The organism is Streptomyces sp. NPDC048248, assembly GCF_043201875.1.
Classification (GTDB): Bacteria; Actinomycetota; Actinomycetes; order Streptomycetales; family Streptomycetaceae; genus Streptomyces.
The window spans coordinates 1-25,559 of sequence record NZ_JBICZL010000022.1 but is presented as its reverse complement, the minus strand read 5'-3'; the positions used below and the strand labels follow the sequence as shown (position 1 = coordinate 25,559).

Genomic DNA, 25,559 nt, shown 5'->3' with positions numbered 1-25,559 from the left:
CGGGGGACGTTTGCGAAGAATTCCGGTGCGTGCACGGAAGATTCCCCGGCATCGAATGAGCGGCCTTTCGACCGGCGTGGCGTTTCCGATGCTCGTTGGACCGGCGGAAGGCGAGCTTGCGCAGGCTAGATCGATTTTTCGAGCGGAGTCAAGCCGTTCCAAATTCTGGACAACTCCGCAATGCGGAATACGGAAGGAGCTCTTCCGTATTCCGATGGGAGAAGCGGAAGCGGAGCATCCGAAGGAATTCCCGGAAGGAATGCGTACGCACGCGCGGCCATTCACGCCATTGCCAAAGCTTTAGCAATGCACCGAACGAGGTACCGGGTTCCTCGCGTGGCGAGAAAGGCGGGCCCGGAGGGTCGGATTCCGGGCACGCGAAGGCAATGGGTTGGCAAACCAGGGGGCCGCTTGGTCAAGAGAAGGCAAAGTGACGCCGCCACCAGGATGGCCCGGCCTCCCGAATCGGCTTGATCAAGCACTCGACCGACTGCCATCGTTCCGTCATGCGGATGAGAGATTCCGCAATACGAAAGAAGGAACCTTGATGGAGACATCGGGTCTGCGTTTCGCAGCCAACCTGTCCATCCTTTTCACCGAACTGCCCCTGCTCGACCGACCGGCCGCTGCCGCCGCCGCGGGCTTCGACGCGGTCGAGTTGTGGTGGCCCTGGCCCGACCTGCCGGTCGCGCCCGCCACGGAACTCGACGCACTGCGCGAAGCCCTGAAGGAAGCCGGCACCCAGCTCGTGGGGCTGAACTTCTACGCCGGCCAACTGCCGGGACCGGACCGCGGAGCCGCCTCGATTCCGGCCTGGTCCACCGACTTCCGGGCGAACCTGGACATCGCCGCGGAGTTCGCTGGCTCGGTCGGCTGCACGGCGCTCAACGCGCTCTACGGCAACCGGGTCGGCGAGGCGACTCCTGAGCAACAGGACCGCCTGGCGATGGAAAACCTGGCTCGGGCCGCTCAGGCAGCCCACCGGGTCGGCGCAACGGTGCTCATCGAAGCGTCCAACGCGTACGAGAGCCCGGACTACCCCCTGGTGTCCTCACGCGCCGCCGTCGACGTGGTCGACCGGCTCAACGAGGCCACCGGCCTGGGCAACGCGCGGTTCCTCTGCGACCTGTACCACCTGTCGCGCATGGACGAGGACCTCGGCGACGTATTGCAGACGTACGCGGACAAGATCGGCCACATCCAGATCGCGGACAATCCCGGCCGCAGCCAGCCCGGTACCGGAAATCTGGATTTCCCAGCCCTGTTCGATGGCATCGCCGCCACCGGATACGACGGGTGGATCGGCCTCGAATACAAGCCCAGCGGGCCGAGCGCACAGAGCTTCGACTGGCTCCCGCTCAACCGGGGCGCATCGAAGCGAGTCTGACGCAACACATCCGGCGCGCCTGCCTGTAAGGCGTTCCGGTATTCCACGGGGGGTTTGGGGAGAGCGTTTCCCTGCCCGTGAAGCAGGAGAAAATGAGCGCGACCGTCTCGCACGATCGCGTTTCATCGCCGATTCAGTCCGTTAATGGGCGCTTGATATTCCGATGCCGAATCCCGTTGACGGGGTAATTTCGGCACGGCGTTGACCCAAAGGAATTGCATTGTCTCATCAGGAAACCATCGCGGTCGACCGCGAGGTGCGGTTCGGTGACGTCACCTATCCCTTCCACGTGCGCAGTGGACCGGAGTCCTGGAACGGCCTGACGGCCCGTCTTGCGGCACTCGAACCGGACCGACTCATCGTGATCACCGACGACGGCGTGCCGGATGCGCTGGCCGACCAGGTGCGGGCGAACCTGTCCGCACTCGTGCCCACGCACGTCCTGCGCCTCCCTGCCAGCGAGAAGGCCAAGACGCTCTCGACGCTGGACGACCTGGCAGAACGCACCATTCTCAGCGGCGTGACCCGCAACTCTGTCGTCGTCGCGCTCGGCGGCGGGCTGGCCGGGAACGTCGCGGGGCTCCTGGCCGCTCTCGTCTTCCGCGGCCTGCGGCTGGTCCACCTGCCCACCACCCTTCTGGGCATGTCCGACTCGGTCCTGTCCCTGAAGCAGGCCGTCAACTCCCGAGTCGGGAAGAACCACTTGGGAACCTTCTACGCGCCGGCCTTCGTCTGGAACCATCTGGACTTCCTCGACACCCTGCCGCGCGAAGAGATCCAGTCCGCCCTGTGCGAGATGATCAAGAACGTGCTGGGCATCTGCCCCGATCGCTACGACGAGGTCGCGGCACGGCTCAGGATCGACGCCCAGTACTCCTACGAGACATTCGCCGACTTCATCGAGCTGTGCGTCGACGCCAAGACCCGCGTCATGCGCGACGACAAGCGGGAGAAGCGCGAAGCGCTCGTCCTCGAATACGGCCACACCGTCGGCCACGCAGCCGAACTGCTCACCGGCGGAGCGCTGCGCCACGGCTTCGCCATCGGTGTGGGCATGCTGGTCGCCGGCCGGATCGGCACGGAGCTTGGGCTGCTGTCCGATGACGAACTCAAGGCCCACCAGATCCTGCTGGAGCGCAACGGCTCCCCCACCGCGCTGCCGGCCGGACTGACGGCGGACCAGATCATCGAGACCGTCAGGCTCGACAACAAGCGCGGCTACGTCCCCGCGCGACCCGGTGCGGTGGACATGGTGCTGCTGGAGGGCCTCGGCTGTCCGCACTGGGTCGGCGACAACGTCATCACCCAGGTCGACGAGGACCTCGTCCGGGTTGGTGTCAACGCCTATCTGCCGGGTGTGGGCCGCCCCTCCCTTCCCATCCCCGGCCAGCGGCAGGTCCCCTCGCAGGTGCGCGCATGAGGCTGGGACTCGACAGCAAGACCGTCGTCATCACAGGCGCCGCCAGCGGGATCGGGCGGGCGACCGCCGAAGCCATGGCTGCCGAAGGTGCCACGCTCGCACTGCTGGACCGGGACGCCGAAGCGCTGCAGCTGACCGCCAAGACGCTGCACGAGAAGGGCGCAGCCGTGACCACGGTCGTCGCCGACCTCGGCAGTGCCCACGGAGTGGCCGGCGCGTTCACGGAGGTGCTCGACAGGCACAACGGTGTGGTCGACGTCCTGGTCAACAACGTCGGCCAGTGCCTGGCGCGTACCTTCGATGAACTCGACGACGCCGACTGGCTGCACACCTTCGAGACCAACTTCCTCAGTGCTGTCCGGGCCGTACGGCAGGTCCTACCCGGAATGCGGGAGCGGCGCAGCGGCTGCATCGTCACCAACGCCTCCGACCTGGCTCGCCAGCCGGAGGCGAATCCGGCCGACTACCAGGTCTCCAAAGTGGGGCTGGTCAGCCTCACCAAGAGCCTCGCCCTGTCGGAAGGTCCGCACATCAGGGTCAACGCCGTCGCTCCCGGACCCGTTTGGACCCCGTTGTGGACCCGCCCGGGAGGCTTCGCCGACACGCTGGGCCTCGTCCACGGCCGCGACGCCAAAGCCGCGGTCGAGCACGAACTGAGTGGCCGTCAACTTCCGCTCGGCCGCATGGGCACCCCTGAGGAAGTCGCGGACGTGATCACGTTCATGGCCTCCGACGCTGCCTCCTTCGTCACCGGCAGCGTGTGGGGCGTCGACGGCGGATCGATCCGCGGACTCCTCTGACCGGCTGGACGGCTTGCCCGGTGGCCGGCTCACCGGGAAAGCCGTCCGGCCCGCACACCTGCCCACCCAACCGCCCCACCCTGAGAAAGCAGGTCCTATGAGCGAGGTCGAATCCACTCCTCAGACACCGACCCACGCCCCGACGGGCACCGCCAACGTCCCGGGCAGACCGATGCCCCGCGCAGTGGTCCTGCTGCTGTCGATCTCCACCGGCCTGTCGGCGGCGAGCCTGTACTACGCGCAACCCCTGCTCGACGCGATCCGCCACACCCTGCACATGGGGCCCGCCGGGGCCAGCGCGATCGTGGCGATCTCCCAGGCAGGCTACGTGGTGGGCCTGCTGTTCCTGGTTCCCTTGGGTGACCTGGTCGAACGCCGACGGCTCAGCGTCACCATGACTCTGGCAAGCGCGGGCGCCCTGGTGCTCATGGCCACCGCGACGTCCGCCCTCCTCCTGACGGTGGCGGCCCTTGTCGTGGGCATCCTGTCGGTCACTGCACAGATGCAGGTGGCCTTCACCGCGACACTCGCCCCCGCCCACCAGCGCGGCCAGGTCGTCGGCACCGTCATGAGCGGACTCATCATCGGAGTACTGCTCGCCCGTACCGCCGCCGGAGCCCTCGCCTCGCTGGGAGGGTGGCGCCTGGTGTTCTGGGTCGCGGCCGGGCTCATGCTGATCCTGGCTCCCACATTGCGTGCCGCACTGCCGGCCAGTCCAAGCACCACCACCATGCGCTACGGCCAGGTGCTGACCTCCGCGTTCACACTGCTCCGCCGGGAACCGGTCCTGCGCCTGCGCGCCGCATACGGAGGTCTGGCGTTCGCGATCTACAGCGTGCTGTGGACACCGCTCGCGCTGATGCTCGCCGCACGCCCCTTCCACTACTCCGCCGGTGTCATCGGCCTGTTCGGCCTGGCCGGCGTGGCCGGAGCGATGGCGGCCAGAGTGGCGGGCCGCTTCGCCGACCGCGGACACACTTCCCAGCTCACCACCGCATGTGCCGTCCTGCTGGTGCTCTCGTGGATCCCGCTTGCCCTCGGCCAACGGTCGCTGACCGCCCTCCTCGCCGGAATCGTCGTCCTCGACCTCGCCGTGGTGGCGATGCACATCACCAACCAGAGCGAGATCTACCGCCTCAGCAGCCAGGCGCGCAGCCGGATTACGTCGGCATACATGTCCATGTACTTCTTCGGCGGAGTGGTGGGCTCGTCCCTGGCTTCGCTGCTCTACACCCAGCACGGCTGGTCCGGCGTCTCGGTACTCGGAGCCGGCCTGGGAGCTGTGGTCCTGGCACTGCGGCTGACCGTCGGTCGCCTCGCACGCTAGGGCCGCCCCGCACAGAAAGGTCCCCCTCGATGCCTCACACCCCTGAAACCCGACGGGACGGCGGCCAGCACGCCGCCTCCGGCAACCCCCACGCCCCGGACGCGAAGGTGATAATCGTCGGAGCAGGCCCCGCCGGTCTGCTGTCGGCATGTGAACTGCTGCGCCGTGGCATATCCGTCCGGCTCATCGACCGTGCCGCGCAGCCCTCTCCCTACTCGAAGGCGCTGCTCGTCTGGCCCCGGACACGTGACCTCTTCGAGGACCTTGGCCTGGTCGAGGACGTCGAACTGGCCGGGCCCCAGATCAACGCCTTCAGCTACTTCACCGGACAGCAGCCGCTCGCCACCTATACCTTCCTCACGGACGCACAGGGGTGCATGGGACCGTTCTCGGTGCCTCAGTACGAGATCGAGCGGATCCTCAGCGACTGCCTGCACCGGCTCGGTGGTCACATCGAGCGGGAAGTCCGGCTGCTCGGTTTCGACGGCCTCGACTTCTCCGGCGACATCACCGCGACTGACGGCGTCACCACCATCCTCGAACACAAGGACGGCCGCATCGAGCGGGCCCGCGCGGCCTTCGTCATCGGTGCGGACGGGGCCGGGAGCACTGTCCGCGGCCAGATGGGCGTGGGTTTCGTCGGATCCACCTTCGAGACCGCCTTCGGGCTCGTCGACGCACCGATCGAGGGAAGCCTCCCCTCCGACCAGGTGCTGTACTTCCAGTCGCCGTCGGGCGGCCTGGCGGTCGTCCCCATGCCCAAGGGCGTCTTCCGCTTCTTCACCAGCCTGCCGACCAACACGGCAGGGTTCGACCTCGCCACCATGCAGCGCATCGTGGACGAGCGAGGGCCGCGCGGCGTCCGTCTCCTCGAACCCGTGTGGCAAAGCACCTTCCGGGTCCATGGCAGACGCGCCACCGAATTTCAGCTCGGCCGGGTGTTCCTCGTCGGTGACGCCGCCCACGTCAACAGCCCGGCCGGCGGGCAAGGCATGAACACCGGACTCCACGACGCCCACAACCTTGCTTGGAAGCTCGCCGCGGTCCTCAACGGCGAGACCCGCCCGGACCTTCTCCACAGCTACGACGAGGAACGCGTCGCGGCTGCCGCACGTGTGGTACGCGACACCGAGATCCAGACCCGCGCCTGGATGGTCAAGCACCCCGCGCAGATCACGGCCCGCAACGCCGCCTTCCGCCTGATGGAGCGCACCGGCACGGCCGCCAAGTACTACGCCCCCGTCATGGCGGGCCGCCGGCTCGCCTACCAGCCGCTGCGCGAGACCCAGCATCCCGCCGACCGGACCACGACGTGCCGGCTGCGAAGCCGCTTGCCCGGCCGTACCACCGTGGGTGGTGTCTTTCCCCGTCAACTCGCCCGGGACCTGGGCATCACCGGCCCCGACATCGACCCCGCCGCCTGGCACCTGGCGGTCACCCGCGGCTTCAGGGCACGACACGCCCGCTCCCTCACCGAACTCATCGCGGGCCGCCGGCTGCGCCTCGTCGACCTGCCCGGCACACGGCAGACCAGCCACCTCACCGGCTGCGCGGACAACGGGTACCACCTCATCCGCCCGGACGGACATGTGGCCGCTCACGGCCACACGGCGGACCTGTCCCGCCTGCGGGCCGAACTCGACGCCGGACTTCCGCACCCGCTGACCGGGACGGTGTGACGTGGACGGACTCCTCGCGAGCTGCTGGACAACGGCCGGGGACACCGGGCCACATCGAGCCGACCAGCGCAGCCCCTGGCCGCTGCGCACCCGTGTGGAAGCCGCGGCCGCCGCGGGATTCACCGGCTTCGGTCTGCTCTACGAGGACCTCCTGACCGCGGCGGACGACCTCGGCATGCCCGGCATTCGAGCGCTCCTCGACGACAACGGCATGACCAATCTCGAACTTGAGATGCTCCACGGCTGGTGGGCCGACGGCACCGAACGCCAGGAATCAGACCTCCGGCGGCGCACGCTGCTCACCGCCGCCGAGGCGCTCAACGCCCGCCACATCAAGGTCGGGCCGGATCTGGCGAACAGACCCTGGGACATGGATCACTGGGCCGCCGAATTCGCCACACTCTCCGCCCAAGCGGCAGATGCCGGAACGCGCATCGCCTTCGAGTTCCTCCCATGGACGAACATCCACTGCCTGGACCTGGCAGCAAGCCTGATCCAGGCAGCCGGCGCACCGGCCGGCGGCCTCATGGTCGACATCTGGCACACCGAACGCACGCACACTCCCTTGTCGGCCATCGCCGCCCTCCCGCCGCACCACATCACCGCCGTCGAACTGAACGACGGCAGCGCCACCCTGGTGGGCACACACTTCGAGGACACCGTCCGCCGACGCCGGCCTTGTGGGGAGGGCGCGTTTGACGTGTCCGGATTCATCAAAGCGGTGCGAGCCACCGGCTGGACGGGCCCCTGGGGGGTGGAGATCCTCTCCGACGAGCTACGGCGGATGCCGGTGGCCGAAGCCGCCACCACTGCCTACGCGTCGGCCGCCAAGGCGCTCGCCTGACCGCTCACTGCCCCGAGCCCGGTCCGCGGGACTGCTGTGGCCGTTCGACGGCGGCCGCAGCCCGCCCGACACCCTGCCGTCCACGTTCGCAGGCACCGGCTCCCGATCCGTTTACCTGTTGTGACGGCCCGGGCATCACGGAGCTTATGACGATCTGTCGGGTGGCACGACAAGCGGATGGGCACAGCGAGAGCTGTGCCCATCCGTGACGTGAGTCTGTTGAGATGCGCCTTCCAGCCGGCCGCAGCGACCTCACAGCGTCGGCCGGACAGAACGTCGATGGCATTGAGTGGAATGGGAGGCGCGGCGCCTTCTGCTACCTGGAGGTACGGGTGGCAACAGGCTGGTCGCTGCTGAAACGGCGAGCGGCCAACGACACGTCGGGCGAGGGTGAGCGCCCGGTGGAGCTGGCGGCTCTCCCCAACTGCCGTGCAAAGTGCCTATACCTACCGGGATATCCTGCTCGGCACCACTCCACGGACGAGGCCGGTCCAGGGACATGGAGTCGGAGCCCGAGACGCGACTGCGGGCCGTAAGGAACGTTTTCACGATGAAGGTTTCAGGAAGCCGATGACTGAGCTGGTGCCACCCGACATCGAACGGGTCTTGCAACACAACTCCACCCTGCTCAAACGGGATGTCGCCAAGCGTCTGGCCATCGGCGTCCCTCTGCTCGCACTGCCGTCGGTGTTGCATGCACTGGGTGCTACGAACTTGGTGGCCCTGAGCATCCCCGTCGGCATGTGGGTGCTCCTCTTCCTGTCGATCCGGCTCGCCAACGGACTGCGCATGAAGGTGTGCAAGAAGGTGCTGCACACCTACCCGCTCGAATACCGCACGCGCGTGGACAGGAAGCAGGCCGAGTGGCTGCTCCTGGGCACGGTGTACACGGTCAAGCTCTCCCAGCGCGGCCAGCACGGCGCTCCCCACATGCGAGCCGTCAACGCCTCGGCGGTACGCCGCTGGCCCGAGGGTGCGGAGGACGGCGGCGCGTGGTTCGCCGGTGACCCCCTCTTCGGCGGCGTCATGGTCGTCCCCGACAGCCACGACATGCTGTTCATGCAACCCGCGAAGTGGAAGAAGCTCGACCAGGAGCGTGCGGAGGCCGATCCCGCACGGATCGCGAGGGCGCAACAGGCAGGCATCGCCAAGCTGCTCGAGCGCGAGCCGAAGATGTCGTAGGGAGGCTGACACAACCTCCGCAAGCAGAACCCGCCTGCGAGGCTTGAATAGTTCCAGCCAGGTGACTTTGACCGACCGAAGCCAGGATCTCCGGGTCAGAACCGATCGACTCGACCGGCCCCTCGGTCCGGTTGACCAAAGGCGTCGACGGCGATCACGCTGAGGGCATCTCCCACGCACGAAGCCGAGCTGAGCCATCGTCACCAAAGTCGGGGCCGCCGTCGCTTCGTTTGGACGAAGGGCTGACCGCGGGAAGTCGAGGATGGGCCTGGGGCGCGGATCGCTCCGCTGCTGCCGGGGATTGGCGGCGCACCCGGCCCCTGGGACGCACACGGCTGGATGACCGGCGAGGGCTCAACGGGATCCTGTTCGTGCTGTACAGGACCTGACACCGCTACGAGCCGGGAAGGCTCCTCAGCCCGTTGACTTCTGTTGGCCCACGCACCATGCCGTGGCCGGTTTGCTCGCAGCCTTCATGAGGTCATGCTCCGGTTCGCCTAGGCACGAGCGTCTGCTCACTCTGGTGACCGGCCAGGAAGGGGCGAAGAAGGCCGAGAAGGGCGTCGGGGCGATGCAGCGGGATGATGTGGCCACAGTCTTCAAGGAGATGACCGGTGAGGTCGTCAGCGATCGGACGGAGCTGGCGTTCCAGTGCCGTGCCGACGGGATGCGAGCCGATGGCCATCGTGGGCATGGTCAGCCGTCTGGCAGCGACGGTCTCCTCGATCTGTGTGGCGGATTCGGGTAGGGCCCGGTAGTACGAGAACGCGCAGCGCAGGGCTTCACGTCCGGTGTAGGCGGCGACGAACGCATCCCGCGCCTGCGTAGGCAGGCCGGACCCAAGGGTGCCCTCATTGAGGAACCAGTCGATGTAGGCGGTCTCGTTGCCTTCCAGCACGGTTTCGGCGAAGCCCGGAACGGAGTGGAAGCCGAACCACCACGGAGGGCCGCCGGCGAGGAAGTCCTCTGCGCCGGGCAGGTGGCCGACCAGGGCCTCCATGACGACGAGCTGCCGGACCAGCTTGGGATGGCGCATAGCGAGGAGGAAGGCCGGCGGGGTGCCCGCGTCGATCCCCACAACGGCGGCCGAGCGCACCCCCAACGCCTGCAGCAGGGCCCTGGCGTCCTCGGCCAGGGTCATCGCGTCGTATCCCGTCCGGGCCGGGGTGCTCGCACCGAAGCCGCGCAGGTCCGGTGCGATGACTCGGTAACGGTCGGACAGATCCGCCATGACGTGGCTCCACAGCTCCCAGGTGTGGGGGAAGCCGTGCAGCAGCAGGGCGTCCGGCCCCGAGCCGGCCACGGCCACGTTCACCTCTATGCCGTTGACAGGAATCCGGCACAGGTCAGGCATGAAGAACTCCAGGAGGTCGCGGGTAACCAATGGTGACCAGCAAACGCTAGGGAACTAACCTGGACGTTCCAAGACGGCACTTTCCCTTCAGGTGGTGAGCTCCAGGTGACCACGTCGAAGCGCGGCGATCTGCTCAACCCGCTGTGCCCGACCCGGCAGCTGCTCGACCGGATCGGCACCAAATGGACCTCAATGACGGTGAAGGTCCTGGCCGAATCAGCCCCGGACGAGGTGCGCTTCGCGGAACTGCGGCGCCGTATACCGGGCATCTCGCAAAAGATGCTCTCCACCACCCTCCAGGGCCTTGTCCGCGACGGCCTCGTTGCCCGCCGGGTCGAACCAACCGTGCCACCCCGCGTGCACTACCAGCTCACCGCGCTGGGCCGCTCCCTGGACGGCCCGCTGGACGCCCTGCGTACGTGGGCGGAGCAGCACATGGCAGAAATCAAGCGCAACAACCACCGCGCCGACGGACTCCCGCAAGAGCGCGAACACCTATGCCAGGAGCCGGAGCAGGAACGGCGGGATTGACCGAGCGGAGGACGTCACCGACTTCGGGGCTCCAAGCAACAAGAGGTCTGCGGGCTGCGCCAACAGATGATGGCGCAGCCGAGGGTGCGGACGGCTTCGTGGAGGTCGTCACGAATTTGCCAGCAGGTGCGCAGGCAGCGAAACCAGTGCAGGAGTGCGAACTCCGCGCCCGTCGAGCACGCGAACGGGAAGCTGTGGGAGGGCAACCGGGAAGCAGCCGCCGCCTTCCCCGGAGTGCGCAAGCCCCCCTGTACGGCATCCACGACGGCGCACAGCGCGACAGCATCGCCTACCGGGCCGAACTCACCGCCTTCAACGACTCCCCCACCTGCACACCCGAACCGATGCTGACCGGTGAGCTGCAGCTGCCGTAGACATGGTGGAAGTCCCTGTCCGCCGATCTGGAGACCATCGCCACCACCCCCACCGAGCGGGTCGCGATACGCCGGCAGTGGATCGACCGCGCCCTCCCCCAATACGCGGGAGTTCCCGCGCCGGCCGATATCGACTGGGCCATCGCTCACAGCGACTGCCACTTCGCCAACTTCATAACCAGCGGCCCGACCGTGCTGGATTTCGGAGGCTTCGGCCTGGCACCAGTCGGCTACGACCCCGCGCTGCTGTATGCCTACTCCCTCCTCGCGCCCCAGACCACCAACCGCATCCGCACAGCATTCCCATCCAGGACACCCCACCAGCCACACCGCACTCCTCGTCGTCGCAGCCGGCCTCCTCCAATCCGCCTCCCGCCACGCCCCCCCCCGAACTCATCGAACTACCTCAACGGCGGGCCGGGATCCCCCGCGTTCGTCTACGTCGCACAGCGGCACCAGGAAGCGGCCCACCAACCGCTGTCCGGCTGGCACGGACACGCCGACCCCTTCGCGTTCACCACCGACTACCGGCCGGCCACCGGAATCAAGCGGTTCCAGTGCAGCACCCCCAACTGCTGTCGTACGCGCCCCTGGAGGCGAGTCTCGACATCTGGGAGCGCGTCGACCTGGAACAGCTCCGGGCCAAGAGCCGGGCCATGACCGACCTCTTCATCGACCTCGTCGAACAGGAATGCGGGGAGTTCGGCCTTGAGATCGCGTCGTCGCGGAACCCGGACACTCGCGACAGCCAGGTCGCCGTCCGGCACATCGACGGATACCCCGTGATGCAGGCGCTCATCGACCGCGGTGTCATCGGCGACTTCCGCGCACCGGACCTGCTGCGCTTCGGCTTCACTCCGCTCTCCCTGCGATCCGTCGACGTGTGGGACGCCGTGCAGGTTCTACGCGAAGTCCTGGCCGCTGAGGTGTGGCGTCAGGACCGTTACACCGCGCGCTTGCAGGTGACCTGACCCGGCAGCCCCCGGGCTCCACTGAGCGAACTCCCGGGCACCGCAGTGAGCCGCCCCGCGTTTCGCCGCTTCCGATCGCGCATGCCTGTCGGCGAATCAGGTCAGACGTAGGTCGATCCAGTGCACGGTGTCGCCCTCGCGCAGCAGATAGCGTTCGATCTCGACGAAGCCGTGCTGCTCGGCGAAGCGCAGCCCATCCGGATTGGACGCCAGCACTACCGTCTCGATTACCTGAGCGTCCAGCGCGCGGGCCTGGTCCAAGGCACGCTCATAGAGTCGTGTGCCGAATCCTCGGCAGCGGTGCTCGGGCAGCACACGGACGATGACCGTCGAGGTGGCGCCGTTGTCCTTCGTGGGCGGGCGCACAGTGGTGCAGCCGATCAGGACGTCACCGACGTAGGCAACCTCCATGCGGTTGCGGCCGGTACGGGCCCGGACGTCGTCGAGCGACAGCACGGCGCCGGGGACGATCAGGTTGTGGGCGTACTGCCAATCGCGAATCGAGGCATCATCGTCTACCGCGCGGATATGGAGATCGTTCATCAGGGCAGCAAATCGGTGTCTGGCGTGCGCGTCAACCGACGATGCCGTGGGGGATGCACGGGTCAGGGCTGTGGAGGATCGGCCGGAGCTGGTCATGGGCGAAGCCAGAGTCGGGTTGAGGCGACGGTGACGGTGCCGTGGAAGACGTAGGCGCGCTTGTCGTATCTCGTGGCCACCGCCCGGCGTGGTGAATCCTTGTGGTCAACCCGCCGCGGCACCGGCCGATCGCGCGCCCGGCGGGCTCTCGGTGGGCGTCGAGGCCCTGCCCTATGGCTGCGGCTCGGCACCTCTCGAGGCGGCGGGTGTTGCTGGCGTGCTGATGGGCCCGGGCGGTGGTGGAGTCCACCACCCGCCAGTCGATCAACCCATCATCGTCCGCGCAGGCCAGTAGCACGCCGAGCACGCGGCCCCAGGTCCGATCGGCGGCCCAGCGGCGATGGCGGGACCGCACGGTCTTCCAGATCCGAACCCCGCTGGGATGTCCGCCAAGGAATACCGGTGCGGTACCGGTTGACGACCGCTTCCGCAATGCGGCGGTGATCGGCCCATGCCTGCCACGACGACCGGTACTGGCGGGCAGCAGAGGTCGACTGCGTTCGCACTGCCGGTCGATCAGCCGGGCATGACGAGGTATCAGGATCAGACCGCAGAGGTGCTGCGCACCCCGGTCCAGCAGCCCGGCCGGGCTCAGTCGATCTTCTTGATCACCCGGGCGGGCACTCCCGCGACCACGGTGCCGGCAGGAACATCACGAGTGACCACCGCCCCGGCAGCGACCACCGCACCGGCACCGATGGTCACCCCCTGCGTGATCACGGCAGCCGTCCCGATCCAGACGTCGTCCTCGATGAGGATCGGGGCGAAGGAGAGGTACTCGCGGCGCTCGGTCGGTGGCAGTGGATGGCCTCCGGTGATGAGGCTCACCTTCGGGGCGATCATGACACCGTTTCCGATACGAATACCTCCCTTGTCCATGAAGGTGCATCCCTGGTTGACGAAGACGTTCTCCCCGAACGTCGTGTTCAGCCCGTGCTCGGTAAAGAACGGCGGGTAGATCATCACAGATTCCGGCAGCGGGCCACCGAATACAACAGAAAGTAGTTCGGCGCGGCCTTTGCTGTCGCTGAACGGAAGGACGTTCAGGCGAGACGTCGCATCGGTCACCTCCACGATCCGTTCCACGTGACGCGCGAACTTAGGCGTTTGGACATACATAACCTGCTCTGTGCGGGTAGACATGCGCTGATCTCACCACCGCGCAGAACACCGGATCAAACAACCCTGCACCACAGAGGCCACAACCAATGGTTGTGGAGATAGGGTGGCAGCGTGGATGTTGAAGTGCTGCGGACCTTCGTGACCGTCGCCGATACCGGCCAGTTCCAGGCTGCGGCCGACGAGCTGGGGATCAGTCAGCAGGCGGTCTCCAAACGGATCGCGGCCCTGGAGAGGCATATCGAGGTCACGCTCCTGGTGCGGACTCCCCGAGGCTCCCGGCTGAGCCTGGACGGGCAGGTCTTCCTGCCGCACGCCAAGAAGGTCGTGGCGGCCATCGAGCAGGCCGAGCAGGCTGTGCGCCCCGGCAGCCGGGCCTTGCGTGTCGATGTCCTCAATCGGCGCATCGCTCCTGCCCAGGCCGTCTACCGGTTTTACCGCTCCCACCCCGAAACGGACCTGGACGTGGTCACGCTGAGCATGGAGAACGCCGCCCAGGCCGCCCAGGCGGTGCTCGAAGGGACCGTCGACGCGTCCTTCCGTGCCCTGCCAGCAGACCAGGTCCCCAACGGGATCAGCGCCGAACGACTCCTGGACGCACCCCTGGAGCTCCTGGTCGGACCCGGCCACCCGCTGGCTGATGCGCCCTGGGTCAGTCCTGCGGACCTGGCCGGCCACCGCATCTGGATCCCCGGGATCAGGCCAGGCACGGAGTGGGCGGCGTTCTACCGGGCACTGTCCGAGGCCTTCGGCCTGATTATCGACGCGCTCGGCCCCAACTTCGGTGACGAGGCCCTGATGGACGCGCTAGCCGACTCGGCCTCGCTGGCCACCCTCGTCGGCAGTGGGGACCGGTACCTGTGGCCCCAAAACCACGACCTACGGCGCATCCCGTTGCACGACCCGACCCCGGTCTACCCGCACGTGCTGCTGTCCCGCAGCGGAGACCAGCACCCCGTGCTGACCGCGCTACGCGCCCATCTGCACACCGCAGGTCCGCGAACCCCGCACGACGTGTGGGCGCCGGACTGGGTACACAGCTGACCAGACGACCGAATTACGTGCCGTCCTCAGCGGCCCGGCCGGTCATGTGACTGCCATTTGACCAGCTTGCCAGCGTCCAGGGCCTGCCCGATGGGCCCCCTCGCAGCACTTACGGCGCTCCAGCGCCCGCCCGTGCGCATCGACGTGGACACATCCACCGGGCACGGGTTCTTGCAGGTTGGCCACCGCCGCCGGCTAGGCCTGTCCGGAGGATCGTGCTGGACAGGCACCGGTCCGGGGAGCCAGGAGGCGCGAGCGGTGAGGCGGGGCAGGCCGCCCGGATCAGTGGTGCCACGCATCGCCCTTCACGTTGTGGATCATACGCTGAAGGACCTTGAGGGCACGGGCGTACTCTTCGTCCGGAATACCCTCGTGCACCTGGCGGCGCAGCTCCAACTGCCGTGCCGCCGCACGCGAATACAGCTCCGCACCCGACTCGGTCCGCAGCAGGTGCCCATCCTCGTCCTGGGAGACCAGGCCCCGGGCGACGAGGCCGTCGATGTCACCGGGCAGATCATCACCGGGGCCCGGGTAGTAGCTGAGGAACTCGGTCAGTTCCGCGCGACCCCAGCCCATCGGGCGCTCGCTGAGGTGGTGCAGGACCCACCAGGCGGGCTGGGTCAGGCCAAGCGCGCCGAGCGCGGCCCGGATGTTCTGGACGACGGCCTGACCGGCCGCGTTGGCCCAGAACCCGATGGGCTGAGCGATGAGGCCGGCGTCGTCGTGGGAGGGAACGAAGGGGGCTGAGGTGCTGCTCGAAGTGGTCATGGGAAGACCGTAGAAACTCAACTTGACTTGAGGTCAAGTGCCCTGGGGTGACGGGCCGGACCGGAGGCCGACGGGCGAACGTGCGAGGACCGGCGCAGTGGTTCCCGCTCGGCATCATTCAGATCTCCCCCTTCCAACATCAACGACATGAGACAGGATCGACCGGATGAGTCCTGACCGTCAGCGTTGCCTATGGATGGCATTGCGGACTTCGTCGACGTGGGCGCGGATCAGCGAGTCGAAGAGGGCTTCCTGGTCGCCGTCTGGCCCTGCGACGGTGGCGAGGAGCCCGGTCATGAGGCCGCCGAGGACGGTGATGAGGTCTGCCGATCTCTCCGGGCCGCGGACTTTGCAGAAGTCGGCGGACGACGTCGTCGACTCGGTCGAGGGTCGCGTCGCCGAGGGCTAAGCCGAGTTGCTCAGCGAGGACATCCGGGGCGCTGAAAGAGGCGACCCGGGAGGTGAGGGCGGCCCCATTGCGGCCGCTTTCGTCGCAGTCGGGTATCTCGATCTCCAGCTCGTACCACCACGCGCCCACTCGGTCGCAGCCCCATGCCATGGCATGCGGCCAGACTCCATCACTCAATTCGAACGACGGCCCCTCTCCGTGGCTTCCGAAGTCATGAACATCCGACGCCCGTTCTCGGGTTCTGGCTCAACTGGCTTCGTTCACGTTGAGCGACAGCACTTGTGCATGAGTTCCGGAGGCAGTTGGTGATCAATCCGGTGGGAGATGTTCATGAGTTTTGACAGCACCGTCGTGCTGCCGCCGTGTCTGGGGAACAAAACCCCTGCTCCTCAAGAAGACCTGGATCGGGCGTCCTGACGTTGGCCGTTCGCCCCCTATTAGGTCTTGCTCCGCGCCCTCCGGCGCCGACCTGGCGGCCGTCCAGACCGGCGGACGGGGCGACGTCACGCAGGGATGCCGAGCGGCGGGTGCTCGAGCACGCGGGGCTTGTACTCGACCAGCTGGATGCGGCCGTCGAAGGTGCGGTGCTCGATCATCTCGAGGGCAACGTCCGGATAGCCGTCGTAGATGCGTTCTTCGCCCGTGGCCCCGGTGATCACCGGGAACATCACGACCCGGAAGCGGTCGACGAGTCCGGCTCGTAGCAGGGACCGGCACAGGCTGAGGCTGCCGATCGTGCTGAGGAGCCCAGAGCCACTCGACTTCATGGCGCGAACCGCCTCGACGGCGTCGTCGCGGACGAGCGTGGAGTTGGCCCACGTCAGTGGCTCCTCGAGTGAGGAGGAGAACACCACCTTGGACGCTTGCGTGAGCTCGTCGACGGACGCCTCTTCCTCGGGCCTGAACTCGTCTTGGCCATCCGGGACCTTGCCTGCGGCGAAGCCCGACATCTGGCGATAGGTGTTCGCTCCCATCAGGTGGGTGGCCTCGGGCTGCTCGCCGAGCCATGCAAGGTACTCCGGGCCCTCGAGGCCCCAGAACCCGGGCCATCCCTCTCCCGATGCGTGGCCGTCGAGGGAGGTGATGAAGTCGACGAGAAGCTCCGACATGGCGGTGTCCTTTCCTGGGGTGTCACGAGCTTGGACCGGCCGGGAGCCACAAACTCATCGGCCGCGCTGTGGAGTAGCGAGAAAACCCATGACGCTGCAGCCGATCAGGTCGGCAGAGCGGCACTGCTTCGGAGAGCCCGGAGGCCTATATGATTGCCCTATGCATGCAGTTGGGAATGATCTCCGCGCGATTTGGAACGGCGGTTTGAGTTCTATCAGAGCCCCAGCTCCTGGAGTCGGTGTTCGCGCAGGTTGCGGTCCGGTTCTCAAGGGTGGATCTGCGGTGGCGGATGCGGGACTACGTGCGTGGACTGCTGGCACCGGTGGAACGGAAAAACGGCTGGCAGCTCGCTGAGTACGCAGGTCACCGCGGACCCGCCGGCTTCCAGCACCTGCTGAACGGTGCGTCCTGGGACGCTGACGAGGTCCGGGACGACCTCCAGCACTACGTTGCCGAGCGCCTCGGCGCCCCGGACGGGGTCCTGATCGTGGACGACACCGGCTTCCTCAAGAAGGGCACCGCGTCTGCCGGGGTGCACAGGCAGTACTCCGGCACCGCCGGCCGCACCGAGAACTGCCAGATCGGAGTCTTCGCCGCCTACGCATCGGCCAAGGGCAGGGCACTGGTGGACCGGGAGCTGTATCTGCCGAAGCCATGGACCGCGGATGCGGACCGCTGCTGGGCTGCGAAGGTCCCCGGCAGCCGCGGGTTCACGACCAAGGGCGAGCTGGCCCGCGCGATGATCCTGCGAGCCCTGGCTTCCCCCCTTCCGATCGCCTGGGTGACCGGTGACTGCGCCTACGGCCAGGAATGGCGCATGCGCCGCACCCTGGAAGAGGCCAGGCTCGGCTACGTCCTGGCCGTGCCGAAGTCGCAGCAACTACACGCTCCCTTCGGCCGCATCGACCAGGCCATCGCCGATGCTCCCGAGGAGGCATGGGAACGCCACTCCTAACGGTGACGGCGCCAAGGGCCCGCGCCTCTATGACTGGGTTGCCGCCCGACTGCCAGTCATCGATGTCTTCGACGGCGACCGGCCCACCCATCAGCGATGGGTGCTGGCTCGCCGCAGCTTGGCCCGACCAGACGAGATCGCCTACTACCTCGCTTACGCGCCCAACGGCACGACGATCGCCGATCTGGTGCGAATCGCCGGCCCGCGCTGGGCGATCGAGGAAGCCTTCCAGGCCGCCAAGAACGAATGCGGCCTCGACCAGTACGAAGTCCGCCGCCATCCCGGCTGGTATCGGCACATCACTCTGGCCATGCTCACTCACGCCTTCCTGGCCGTCGTCGCAGCCCAGACCACCCAAAGGGGGCAGCAGAAACGACACCACCAGCACCATCCGCTTCACCGTGGCAGAGATCCGCAAACTCCTGGACACTCTCCTGCCCCGTCCCACACACCACCCCGGGCCAGTCACCCACGCCCTGAACTGGTCCCTCTGGCGCAGACGCCACCAAGCCACCGCCCGCCGCTGCCACTACCAAAGAAGGACCAGCTCAGGCAACGATTTCTAACTGGAGTACTGGTGTACTGACCTGCAGCGTTGTTCACGCACCCGAAGGGTGGCTTGCCATGGACGATGCCACGCTTCTTCGCCGTCCTCCGCCGGCTCTACCTCACCCTGTCCCCCGACAGTGGAGCTGGCTGAGACCTCTGGTGGTGGCTACTGCTTGGTTCGGCCGGCGGAGGCTTGCTGCGTGTCTGCTCCGGAGCTGACGTGTCGCTGGGTCTGCTGGGGGCCGTGCCAGTCCAGGCACATCACCGTGGCGTCGTCTTCGAGTCGGCCGCCGGCGGCGTCCCGGACCGCGGACGTCAGCATCAGCGTGGCCTCCCTCGGGTGCAGGTCCCGGGTCCTCTTCAGCAGGGCGGGCAGATCGACCCTCTCCCCATGACGTTCGAGCATGCCGTCGGTGAGCATGAGCAGACGGTCACCGGGGCGCAGGTCGATGTCCTGAGCCCGGTAAAGGTGGGGCGCGACCGCGGACAGCCCGAAGGGGGGGTCCACCTCGCAGGGGATCACCTCCACAGCTCCCCCGCGCATGCGCAGCGGCCAGGGGTGGCCGGCATTGACGATCTGGGCCTGCCCGGTGTGCAGGTTGATGCGCAGCAACTGTCCGGTGGCGTGGCCGTGGTCGTGGTCGGCCAGTGCCTGGTCGGCACGGTGGGCCTGGTCGGTCAGGCCCGCTCCGGCGCGGCGGGCGCCGCGGAGGGCGCCCACCAGGACCGTGGCGGCCAGGGCGGCATCTATGTCGTGGCCCATGGGGTCGGTCACGGACAGGTGGAGGGTGTCGCGGTCCAGGGTGTAGTCGAAGGTGTCGCCGCTGAGGTCTTCGGAGGGCTCCAGGCTCCCGCACAGTGCGAACTGAGCCGCCTCGCACGACAGCGACGAGGGCAGCAGCTGGTACTGGATTTCTGCTGCCAGGGTGGGGGGCCTGGAGCGCTTGCCCCAGGTGTAGAGGTCCGTGAAGCGCCCGTTTGCGATCACGATGTAGGCCAGGATGTGGGCGGCTTCCCCGACCGCGTCGAGGACGTCCTCGCCGGGGTCGGCGGGCAGGAACAGTTCCAGTAGCCCGATGGCGTCTCCCCGGTTGGTGACCGGAACGATCAGCCGCAGTCCCTGGCCGGTCGCCTCCTGATAGCGCCGCTGGGTACGGATCACCTGCTCGTAGACGCTGCCGAACAGGGGAATCCGCTCTGCCTCCCGCCCGCCCTCCACGGCCGGAGCGGTGGACAGCCGTGCCACGGCCTTGCCCGTCAGGTCCACGATGAGGAAGGAGACTGCCGTGGCCGCGAAACGCTGCCGCAGGTGCTCGGCGACCACGTCGACGGTGTCCACCGGGGCCGCCGTCTCCGCTGCCGTCAGCAGCCGGGGAAGTTCACTCTGTCCTTCACTCACAGCAACGGTCCCTTTCACCGACCCCACCTACCAGCTTGGGAACCGCCACGGTGAGCGTCAAGTGGCGGTCACGGTAGGTCAAGGTGGTCACGCTATGCGTTCGCAGAAGTGAGTAGGGCTCGACGCCCCGCCGACGGGCACGAGGGCCTTCGCGGCTGCCCTGGCCACGAAGGCCGACGACTGCCCCACTGCTGAGCACGCTGCTCGCGGCATCCCGGCGGTGCCGGATGTCGGCATGCCGGGCCCTCCTGTCCAGGGTGCGGCCGTGCTGTTTGCTGCTCAGAGATTTGTAGTCACCCATGCGGAGCTTCTCGTCCGCCGTAACCCCGCGCGATGCCGGAGTCGGCCTCGCACCCAGGCGCCTATTCGGACGAACGGCACGGCTGGCCCTGCCCTTCGACGGAGCACTCACACTAGTGACTGGGCTGTCCACCGCGGCTCAGGCAGCCACCGGCACCCTGAGCTATACGGACCAGGCAGGGCTCAAACACGAGGCGATCAATCCGACCGACGGCGTGCGCTGCTCCTTCGACGCAGCGGCGACCGGCGTCGACCATTTCACGGGCACGGACGGAGCGCTCTTCACGCATGAATGGTGTGGGCAGTTCTTCACTACCATCCGCAAGGGGACTTCTCTCGTCTTCGGGGAGACGAAACCCAAGAGTATCCGGCTCGGCTGAGCTTGCCGCTTATACAGTTCGTCGAGGTTTGGTGCCGACCTTGCGGTGTGTGGGTCGGGTGTAGGACTCGCCAGTGGCGAGGACGCGACCGACGTCGTAGCGGATGGCCGGTTGCCGGATCTGCGAGCCGAGCGGGCGGCCAGGTCCGGGTCGGCTCGGTTTCGGTGCACGGGCCGGTGTGCCGGTCTTCGCCCACAGGTTCCTTAGGCGTGCCTAAGCGTTGTCTCGTAATTGATCTACGACGCGTTCGTTGACCTGCCTGTTTCTTCGTCACCCGGCGAGGGTGAGCTTGTGCAGGCGGGCGATGCCGAGATGGCGTGGTGGACGCCCTCGCCTTTGAGGCGGCAGTCGCGGAGGATCTTCCAGGTCTTCATCCGGGCGAAGGCGTGCTCGACGCGAGCACGGACCTTTCGGTGAGAGGCATTGTGTTCCTCCTTCCAGGCCTCAAGTTCGCTCGGGCCGGGTTCGCGACGGTGCGGGATAACCAGGCCGGTGCCTGTAGCCGCCGTCCGCGATCACCGTCGTCCGGCCGACGGCGGCCTTCGCACCGGACAGTTCCCATGCCTTGCAGTCGTTGCGGTTGCCGGGCACGGGCGGCCGACCGCGACGCCAGCCGGGTGTCGGCGTCGATGAGGACCTGGTGGTTGGTGGAGTACCGGCAGTTCTTCGACTGTGCGGCGATGGTGTGGTCGCGAGTGGGGACCAGGGTGCCCTCCACGATCAGCACGGTGTCCTTGCGGAACCGCTTGCGGGGCTGGAGCGCGAGCGACGGCCCGAGGTGGTCGATGATGCGGTCGGCGGCGGACTTGGACACCCCAAACAGCGTCGCTAGTTGGCGCAGGGTCAGGTCCGTCCGACAGTAGGCGGCGACCCGCACGCGGTCCTCCAGCGGCAGGCTCCACGGCCGGCCCTTGCGCACCGGATCCGCCCCCTCGCGGCGAAGCGCGGTGATGAGCTTGCCGAACTGACGCGGGCTCAGCCCACTCAACGGGGCTATCCAGGAGGGCTCCGACGCCGTGATCACACCAGACACAGCAAGATCATCTCACCCTTGACCAGCAGTTACGGGACAACCCTTGGGGGGCGGCGGGGCCGCCGGCAGGCCGGGCCAGCCGGCCGCCACGAAGCTCAGGGATGTGTTCGCCCACCGGTCACAGGGCCCGCGTCGGCGATGAACCAGGCCACGCAACGTCGTCAATCGCGAGCCACGGAGCGACTGCCAGGGCCGTGGGAGTATGCCCAGCGAACGACTTGACCTCGCGGTGAAGGTGGGACTGGTCGACGTAGCCGCTCTCGGCGGCAACGCCAGCCGCGGCGTGACCCGCCGCGAGAAGGCGGGCAGCGTGGTCGAACCGCACCAGTCGGGCGGCGCGTTTGGGCGTGATACCGAGCTGGGCCCGGAAGCACTTCCCCCGCGATCGTGAACCGTTCGTCCCACGACGCGGCAGCGCGCAGCCTGTCCTCGGCTCGTCCGGCGTCAGGGCCCCAGACATCCGCGAGGGAGACCACGGCCCCGGTGAGCTCGGTCGCGGTGCCGAGCACTGCAGCCGCTGCGGTCGGATCCAGCCGGATCTGAAGGCACTCGCCCGCCCGGCCACCTGTCCGGAGATCGCCGGGGAGGAGCCCGATGACGACACTGCCGCGCCTGTGTCGGCCACAGGTGTGGTGGACGAGTCCTTCTCCCTCGCTCAGATCGATGAACAAGCTGACGGACGGGTGCGCGACCATAGCGATGTCCACGAATGCGGAGGCACGATGGCGGAACCCGGCCATGCTGATGCCCGGCAGCCGATCTGACGGGCGCGGGACGGCAATGTCCGCGAGCGACCAGTCGGGTGGTGCCCCTGTCGACAGCATATGACCAGCCTAGACGTCATCAAGAGCGGGCGTCAGCGGTCTGTTGCCGTGAAGTCAAGGAGCAGCTTGCTGGTCGCGTCGGGCGCTTCGAGCATGGGCATGTGCCTGACGTCGGGCAATTGCTCGACCCTTGCGTCCGGCACCGCGTTGTACTGGTGCACCGACGACGGCTCCCAACGGGGATCGGCCGCGCCGAAGATCACCAGTACGGGAACGCCGAGGGCAGCCAAACGCTCGGGCACGCTCCGTTCGGTGATGTACTCCGTGTTCCGACGCAGCACCGTCCTGAACGTGCGGTACGTGGTGCCCCGTATCTCGGCGACCATGTCGTCCGGGACATCCACCGGGCGAGCAGCCGTCGCGCTGACCCCCTTGCGGATCAGCGCGTCCGAGCGCCTCGACCACAGGAGCGGGCCGAGAGGCGGGCCCAGCAGGACCCGAAGAAGGAGCGGCTGCGGAAGGAGCGCATCAAGGCTCGGCCCGCTGCTGATCAGCGCGATCGACCTCACCAGGTCGGGGCGCTGTTCGGCAAGCGCGGTGGCGACATATCCGCCACTGGAGTGTCCGACCACGGTGACGGGACGAAGGCCGAGTTCGTCGAGGAGCGCCGCTACCCGACCTGCCTGCACGGACACGTCGTATCGCCAACCACGACCTGCTCTTCGGCAAGGACGGCGACCTAACCGGCGACGACAAGGAGAGTCAGAAGATCTCCATGCTCGCGCTCCACCGGTCCAGAGCCGTCTGGTGCACGTCAACACGCTGCTGCTCCAGGGGGTGCTGGCCGAGCCGAAGTGGGCCGAGAAGCTCACCGACGCCGACGACGTGCCCTATCCCCGCTGTTCTGGACCCACGTCGATCCTTACGGCCGCTTCGAGCTGGACATGAACAACCAGCTCGACCTCACGCTGCTTCAAGATCATTGCCACATGGCTTGACCCCGAACCGAAAACCTCAGTAGTACGTCGGCCAGGGCCCCCGGTGCGTGGCCCCCGGGACCCTTCCCGTAGATGGCACTCAGCGCCATAGTGTGGGTGTGAACTCTCCCATCTTCGCAGGTACGTCGCAGGCTTGGGCGGCACTGGGTGCCGATTCTTCCCTGCTCGACCGGGTGTCCTACGGCGGTCCGTCCGGAGGACTGCCAGCGCGGCTGCCCGTTATGGAGCTGGCGAGGGCCACCGTCGCGGTGTGCTCACTCGCGGCCGCCGAGCTCACTTCCGTCCGCACGGGGCGGCCCGTGCCCCGGGCGCGGGTCGACGACGAGTCGGTCGCGACGGCGTTCCTCAGCGACCGGCTGGTGCGGGTCAACGGGCAAGCGTGGTCGACCTTCGCGCCGCTGTCCCGGTTCTGGCGGGCGGCTGATGGATGGGTCCGTACGCACGCCAATTACCCGCACCATCGGTCCCGGTTGCTCGCCGCTCTCGGGGTGCCGGTGGACGCCGGCGAGGAGGCGGTGGAGGCGGTGGCCCGGGCGATCGCGGGGCGTACCGCGTTGGAGGTGGAGGAGACCGTGTACGCGGCGGGCGGTCTGGCCGTCGCGGCACGCGGCCCCGAGGAGTGGGCCAAGAGCGAGCAGGGGGTCCTCGTCGCGGGGCAGCCGCTGCTGACGACGGCGCGGGTCGACGACGCCCCGAACCGGGTGCTCGGTGACGCCGCGCTGCCGTGCGCAGGGCTGCGCGTCCTGGATCTGACCCGGGTACTGGCCGGGCCGGTCGCCACCCGAACGCTGGCGCTGCTCGGGGCCGACGTTCTGCGGATCGACGCCCCACAGCTGCCGGAGAGTCAGGAAGCCCACAACGACACGGGGATGGGGAAACGCTCGACCACCCTGGACCTGGATGACGCCACCGGCCGCCGGGTCTTCGAGGAGCTGCTCGACGAGGCGCACGTGGTGGTTACCGGTTATCGGCCGGGCGCGCTGGACCGGTTCGGGCTGACGCCCAAGGCGCTCGCCGAGCGCCGTCCGGGTCTCGTGATCGCCCAGCTGTCCGCGTGGGGCCGTTACGGGCCGTGGCACGAGCGGCGCGGCTTCGACAGCCTGGTCCAAGTGGTCACCGGCATCGCCGAACTCGAGGGCGCGCCGGACTCGCCCGGCGCGCTGCCCGCCCAGGCGCTCGACCACGGCACCGGCTATCTGCTGGCGGCCGGGGTGCTGCGCGCGCTCACCGAGCAGCACCGCACGGGCGGCACCCGGCTGGTCCGCCTGGCCCTGACGCAGACCGCGCACTGGCTGGTCCACGACCTGGCCCCCGCTCCGGGCGAGGATGACGGCTTCGACGCCGGGCGCTGGCTGACCGAGACCGACAGCCCCATGGGTCGGCTGCGGCACGCGCTGCAGCCGGTGTCGTACGAGGGAGGCCCGGTGAACTGGGCACACCCGCCGGGTCTGTGGGGCACGGACGCCGCGGTCTGGGGCGGCGCCTGAAAAGTTGCTGCAAACGGCTGGACGTCTGAAACACCCTCACGAAACGGTCTGGCGTTGTGAGCGACGACTTCAAGCTGTAGAAGCACAGGGCTGCCCGATGTCCCCAGCCGACTGCGCAGACGCGCAGAAGCTCCGCGAAGAGCCCCGAGTAGTCGCATTCTGCCGCCGCGAGTGCCGTCCGTCCTGCCAGTGCGAGTACGGCGGCAAAGGGCCGTCCACCCTCGGCGAGCTGCGCAGCCACGGCGTCACGGACGGCTCGCAGCACTGTGTTGATTGCGCTCGGGTCCTCTGCCAGCAGGCAAAGCACCCTGTTGTCGTTCCAGGCACTGTCTTGGGTGGTGCTCAGCTCCAGCAAAGTGCCAGGAGGCGTGGAGGGATTGTCGGCCAGCGCCTGCCAGACGAACGGGTATGGACAACGCGCGAGTCGAGGCAGAACGGCGCTGTCGGTCTCAGCACGCGCCAGTTCGAGGTAGTCGGCAGGCGTGTGCACGGACGTGGCCCCACGGGGATCGTCGGGGCGACAATCCTGTCATCAAGACTCGGACACCCGCGTGCGGGCTCTGATCCCAACCGACTTCCTGACCGTTACGGGACAAGCCCTAGGAACTGACCTCTCCGCGCAGGCGGAGGTGAGCCGCGAGCTAGGTGTATTGATCACGAGCGTTGTTAACAGTCGTGGGTCTTGATCATGGCGAAGACCTCCGGTGTGGTGGAGGTGTCTACGCTTCACCGCACG

21 protein-coding genes and 5 pseudogenes are annotated in these 25,559 nt (G+C 67.8%); 16 read left to right on the top strand and 10 right to left on the bottom strand.

The genetic code is table 11. From position 1 onward, the window contains the following. Positions 1-547: 547 nt before the first annotated feature. The 7 genes from ACGFZW_RS33735 to ACGFZW_RS33705 all read left to right on the top strand — a co-directional run bounded on the left by ACGFZW_RS33735 (position 548) and on the right by ACGFZW_RS33705 (position 8,639). Positions 548-1,387: a TIM barrel protein gene (locus ACGFZW_RS33735; protein WP_393897112.1), complete on the top strand. Its 840-nt coding sequence runs from the start codon at positions 548-550 to the stop codon at positions 1,385-1,387. 220 nt (positions 1,388-1,607) lie between these two features. Further along, complete coding sequence (locus ACGFZW_RS33730; protein WP_393897111.1) at positions 1,608-2,807, top strand: 2-deoxy-scyllo-inosose synthase; 1,200 nt, start codon at positions 1,608-1,610, stop codon at positions 2,805-2,807. Continuing rightward, entirely contained in the window at positions 2,804-3,607 is an 804-nt protein-coding gene (locus ACGFZW_RS33725) for an SDR family NAD(P)-dependent oxidoreductase (protein ID WP_393897110.1), read from the top strand. Before ACGFZW_RS33730 ends, ACGFZW_RS33725 begins: the two co-directional genes overlap by 4 nt. Positions 3,608-3,704: 97 nt before the next feature. Beyond that, positions 3,705-4,934 carry an MFS transporter gene (locus ACGFZW_RS33720; RefSeq protein WP_393897109.1) on the top strand — a complete coding sequence of 410 codons (1,230 nt, stop codon included), beginning with the start codon at positions 3,705-3,707 and terminating at the stop codon, positions 4,932-4,934. Positions 4,935-4,963: 29 nt separating this feature from the next. Next, the gene (locus ACGFZW_RS33715) at positions 4,964-6,613 is read left to right on the top strand and encodes an FAD-dependent monooxygenase (protein ID WP_393897108.1); all 1,650 of its coding nucleotides are present in this window, start codon (positions 4,964-4,966) and stop codon (positions 6,611-6,613) included. Between the two features lies 1 nt (position 6,614). Then, entirely contained in the window at positions 6,615-7,457 is an 843-nt protein-coding gene (locus tag ACGFZW_RS33710; RefSeq protein ID WP_393897107.1) for a sugar phosphate isomerase/epimerase family protein, read from the top strand. Positions 7,458-8,027: 570 nt separating this feature from the next. Further along, entirely contained in the window at positions 8,028-8,639 is a 612-nt protein-coding gene (locus ACGFZW_RS33705; protein ID WP_393897106.1) for a hypothetical protein, read from the top strand. A 481-nt stretch (positions 8,640-9,120) separates the two neighbouring features. On the opposite strand, the gene ACGFZW_RS33700 is transcribed toward ACGFZW_RS33705, so the two are convergent. Next, on the bottom strand, positions 9,121-9,993 hold the full coding sequence (locus ACGFZW_RS33700; RefSeq protein ID WP_393897105.1) for an alpha/beta fold hydrolase: 873 nt from the start codon (positions 9,991-9,993) through the stop codon (positions 9,121-9,123). A 105-nt stretch (positions 9,994-10,098) separates the two neighbouring features. On the opposite strand from ACGFZW_RS33700, the gene ACGFZW_RS33695 reads away from it, so the two are divergent. The 4 genes from ACGFZW_RS33695 to ACGFZW_RS33680 all read left to right on the top strand — a co-directional run bounded on the left by ACGFZW_RS33695 (position 10,099) and on the right by ACGFZW_RS33680 (position 11,869). Next, on the top strand, positions 10,099-10,524 hold the full coding sequence (locus ACGFZW_RS33695) for a winged helix-turn-helix transcriptional regulator (protein WP_393897104.1): 426 nt from the start codon (positions 10,099-10,101) through the stop codon (positions 10,522-10,524). A 194-nt stretch (positions 10,525-10,718) separates the two neighbouring features. Beyond that, positions 10,719-10,898 carry a hypothetical protein gene (locus tag ACGFZW_RS33690; protein WP_393897103.1) on the top strand — a complete coding sequence of 60 codons (180 nt, stop codon included), beginning with the start codon at positions 10,719-10,721 and terminating at the stop codon, positions 10,896-10,898. 15 nt (positions 10,899-10,913) lie between these two features. Then, positions 10,914-11,558, top strand: a complete 645-nt coding sequence (locus tag ACGFZW_RS33685) for a phosphotransferase (RefSeq protein ID WP_393897170.1) — start codon at positions 10,914-10,916, stop codon at positions 11,556-11,558. Further along, a complete protein-coding gene (locus ACGFZW_RS33680; protein WP_393897102.1) occupies positions 11,456-11,869 on the top strand; it encodes a hypothetical protein in 414 nt (137 codons plus the stop codon). Before ACGFZW_RS33685 ends, ACGFZW_RS33680 begins: the two co-directional genes overlap by 103 nt. A 96-nt stretch (positions 11,870-11,965) precedes the next feature. Here ACGFZW_RS33680 and ACGFZW_RS33675 read toward each other — a convergent pair whose 3' ends face one another. The 3 genes and pseudogenes from ACGFZW_RS33675 to ACGFZW_RS33665 all read right to left on the bottom strand — a co-directional run bounded on the left by ACGFZW_RS33675 (position 11,966) and on the right by ACGFZW_RS33665 (position 13,627). Further along, entirely contained in the window at positions 11,966-12,412 is a 447-nt protein-coding gene (locus ACGFZW_RS33675) for a GNAT family N-acetyltransferase (RefSeq protein WP_393897101.1), read from the bottom strand. Between the two features lie 92 nt (positions 12,413-12,504). Then, positions 12,505-13,028, bottom strand: a pseudogene (locus tag ACGFZW_RS33670) (transposase). A 71-nt stretch (positions 13,029-13,099) separates the two neighbouring features. Next, positions 13,100-13,627 carry a DapH/DapD/GlmU-related protein gene (locus ACGFZW_RS33665; protein ID WP_393897169.1) on the bottom strand — a complete coding sequence of 176 codons (528 nt, stop codon included), beginning with the start codon at positions 13,625-13,627 and terminating at the stop codon, positions 13,100-13,102. A gap of 114 nt (positions 13,628-13,741) precedes the next feature. Between ACGFZW_RS33665 and ACGFZW_RS33660 the strand changes: the two genes are divergently transcribed. Then, positions 13,742-14,671 carry a LysR family transcriptional regulator gene (locus tag ACGFZW_RS33660; RefSeq protein ID WP_393897100.1) on the top strand — a complete coding sequence of 310 codons (930 nt, stop codon included), beginning with the start codon at positions 13,742-13,744 and terminating at the stop codon, positions 14,669-14,671. Between the two features lie 282 nt (positions 14,672-14,953). On the opposite strand, the gene ACGFZW_RS33655 is transcribed toward ACGFZW_RS33660, so the two are convergent. Both ACGFZW_RS33655 and ACGFZW_RS33650 read right to left on the bottom strand, forming a co-directional pair. Next, a complete protein-coding gene (locus tag ACGFZW_RS33655) occupies positions 14,954-15,439 on the bottom strand; it encodes a MarR family winged helix-turn-helix transcriptional regulator (protein WP_393897099.1) in 486 nt (161 codons plus the stop codon). Positions 15,440-16,351: 912 nt separating this feature from the next. After that, positions 16,352-16,957, bottom strand: coding sequence for a dihydrofolate reductase family protein (locus ACGFZW_RS33650; RefSeq protein ID WP_393897098.1), 606 nt, complete (start codon positions 16,955-16,957; stop codon positions 16,352-16,354). Positions 16,958-17,187: 230 nt separating this feature from the next. Between ACGFZW_RS33650 and ACGFZW_RS33645 the strand changes: the two are divergent. After that, positions 17,188-18,286: pseudogene (locus ACGFZW_RS33645) on the top strand (IS701 family transposase); the annotation flags it as partial. A 342-nt stretch (positions 18,287-18,628) separates the two neighbouring features. Here ACGFZW_RS33645 and ACGFZW_RS33640 read toward each other — a convergent pair. After that, positions 18,629-19,861 carry a PP2C family protein-serine/threonine phosphatase gene (locus ACGFZW_RS33640; protein ID WP_393897097.1) on the bottom strand — a complete coding sequence of 411 codons (1,233 nt, stop codon included), beginning with the start codon at positions 19,859-19,861 and terminating at the stop codon, positions 18,629-18,631. Between the two features lie 416 nt (positions 19,862-20,277). On the opposite strand from ACGFZW_RS33640, the gene ACGFZW_RS33635 reads away from it, so the two are divergent. Continuing rightward, positions 20,278-20,541 carry a hypothetical protein gene (locus ACGFZW_RS33635; protein ID WP_393897096.1) on the top strand — a complete coding sequence of 88 codons (264 nt, stop codon included), beginning with the start codon at positions 20,278-20,280 and terminating at the stop codon, positions 20,539-20,541. Positions 20,542-20,811: 270 nt separating this feature from the next. Here the strand turns inward: ACGFZW_RS33635 and ACGFZW_RS33630 are convergent. The 3 pseudogenes from ACGFZW_RS33630 to ACGFZW_RS33620 all read right to left on the bottom strand — a co-directional run. Beyond that, positions 20,812-21,574, bottom strand: a pseudogene (locus ACGFZW_RS33630) (transposase). Between the two features lie 118 nt (positions 21,575-21,692). Further along, positions 21,693-22,398 (bottom strand): annotated as a pseudogene (locus tag ACGFZW_RS33625) (helix-turn-helix domain-containing protein). A gap of 32 nt (positions 22,399-22,430) precedes the next feature. Next, positions 22,431-23,039 (bottom strand): annotated as a pseudogene (locus tag ACGFZW_RS33620) (alpha/beta fold hydrolase); the annotation flags it as partial. A 106-nt stretch (positions 23,040-23,145) separates the two neighbouring features. Here ACGFZW_RS33620 and ACGFZW_RS33615 point away from each other — a divergent pair. Together ACGFZW_RS33615 and ACGFZW_RS33610 are read left to right on the top strand one after the other, a co-directional pair. Next, complete coding sequence (locus ACGFZW_RS33615) at positions 23,146-23,286, top strand: hypothetical protein (RefSeq protein WP_393897095.1); 141 nt, start codon at positions 23,146-23,148, stop codon at positions 23,284-23,286. Between the two features lie 148 nt (positions 23,287-23,434). After that, complete coding sequence (locus ACGFZW_RS33610) at positions 23,435-24,823, top strand: CoA transferase (RefSeq protein ID WP_393897094.1); 1,389 nt, start codon at positions 23,435-23,437, stop codon at positions 24,821-24,823. The last annotated feature ends 736 nt before the right edge of the window (positions 24,824-25,559 follow it).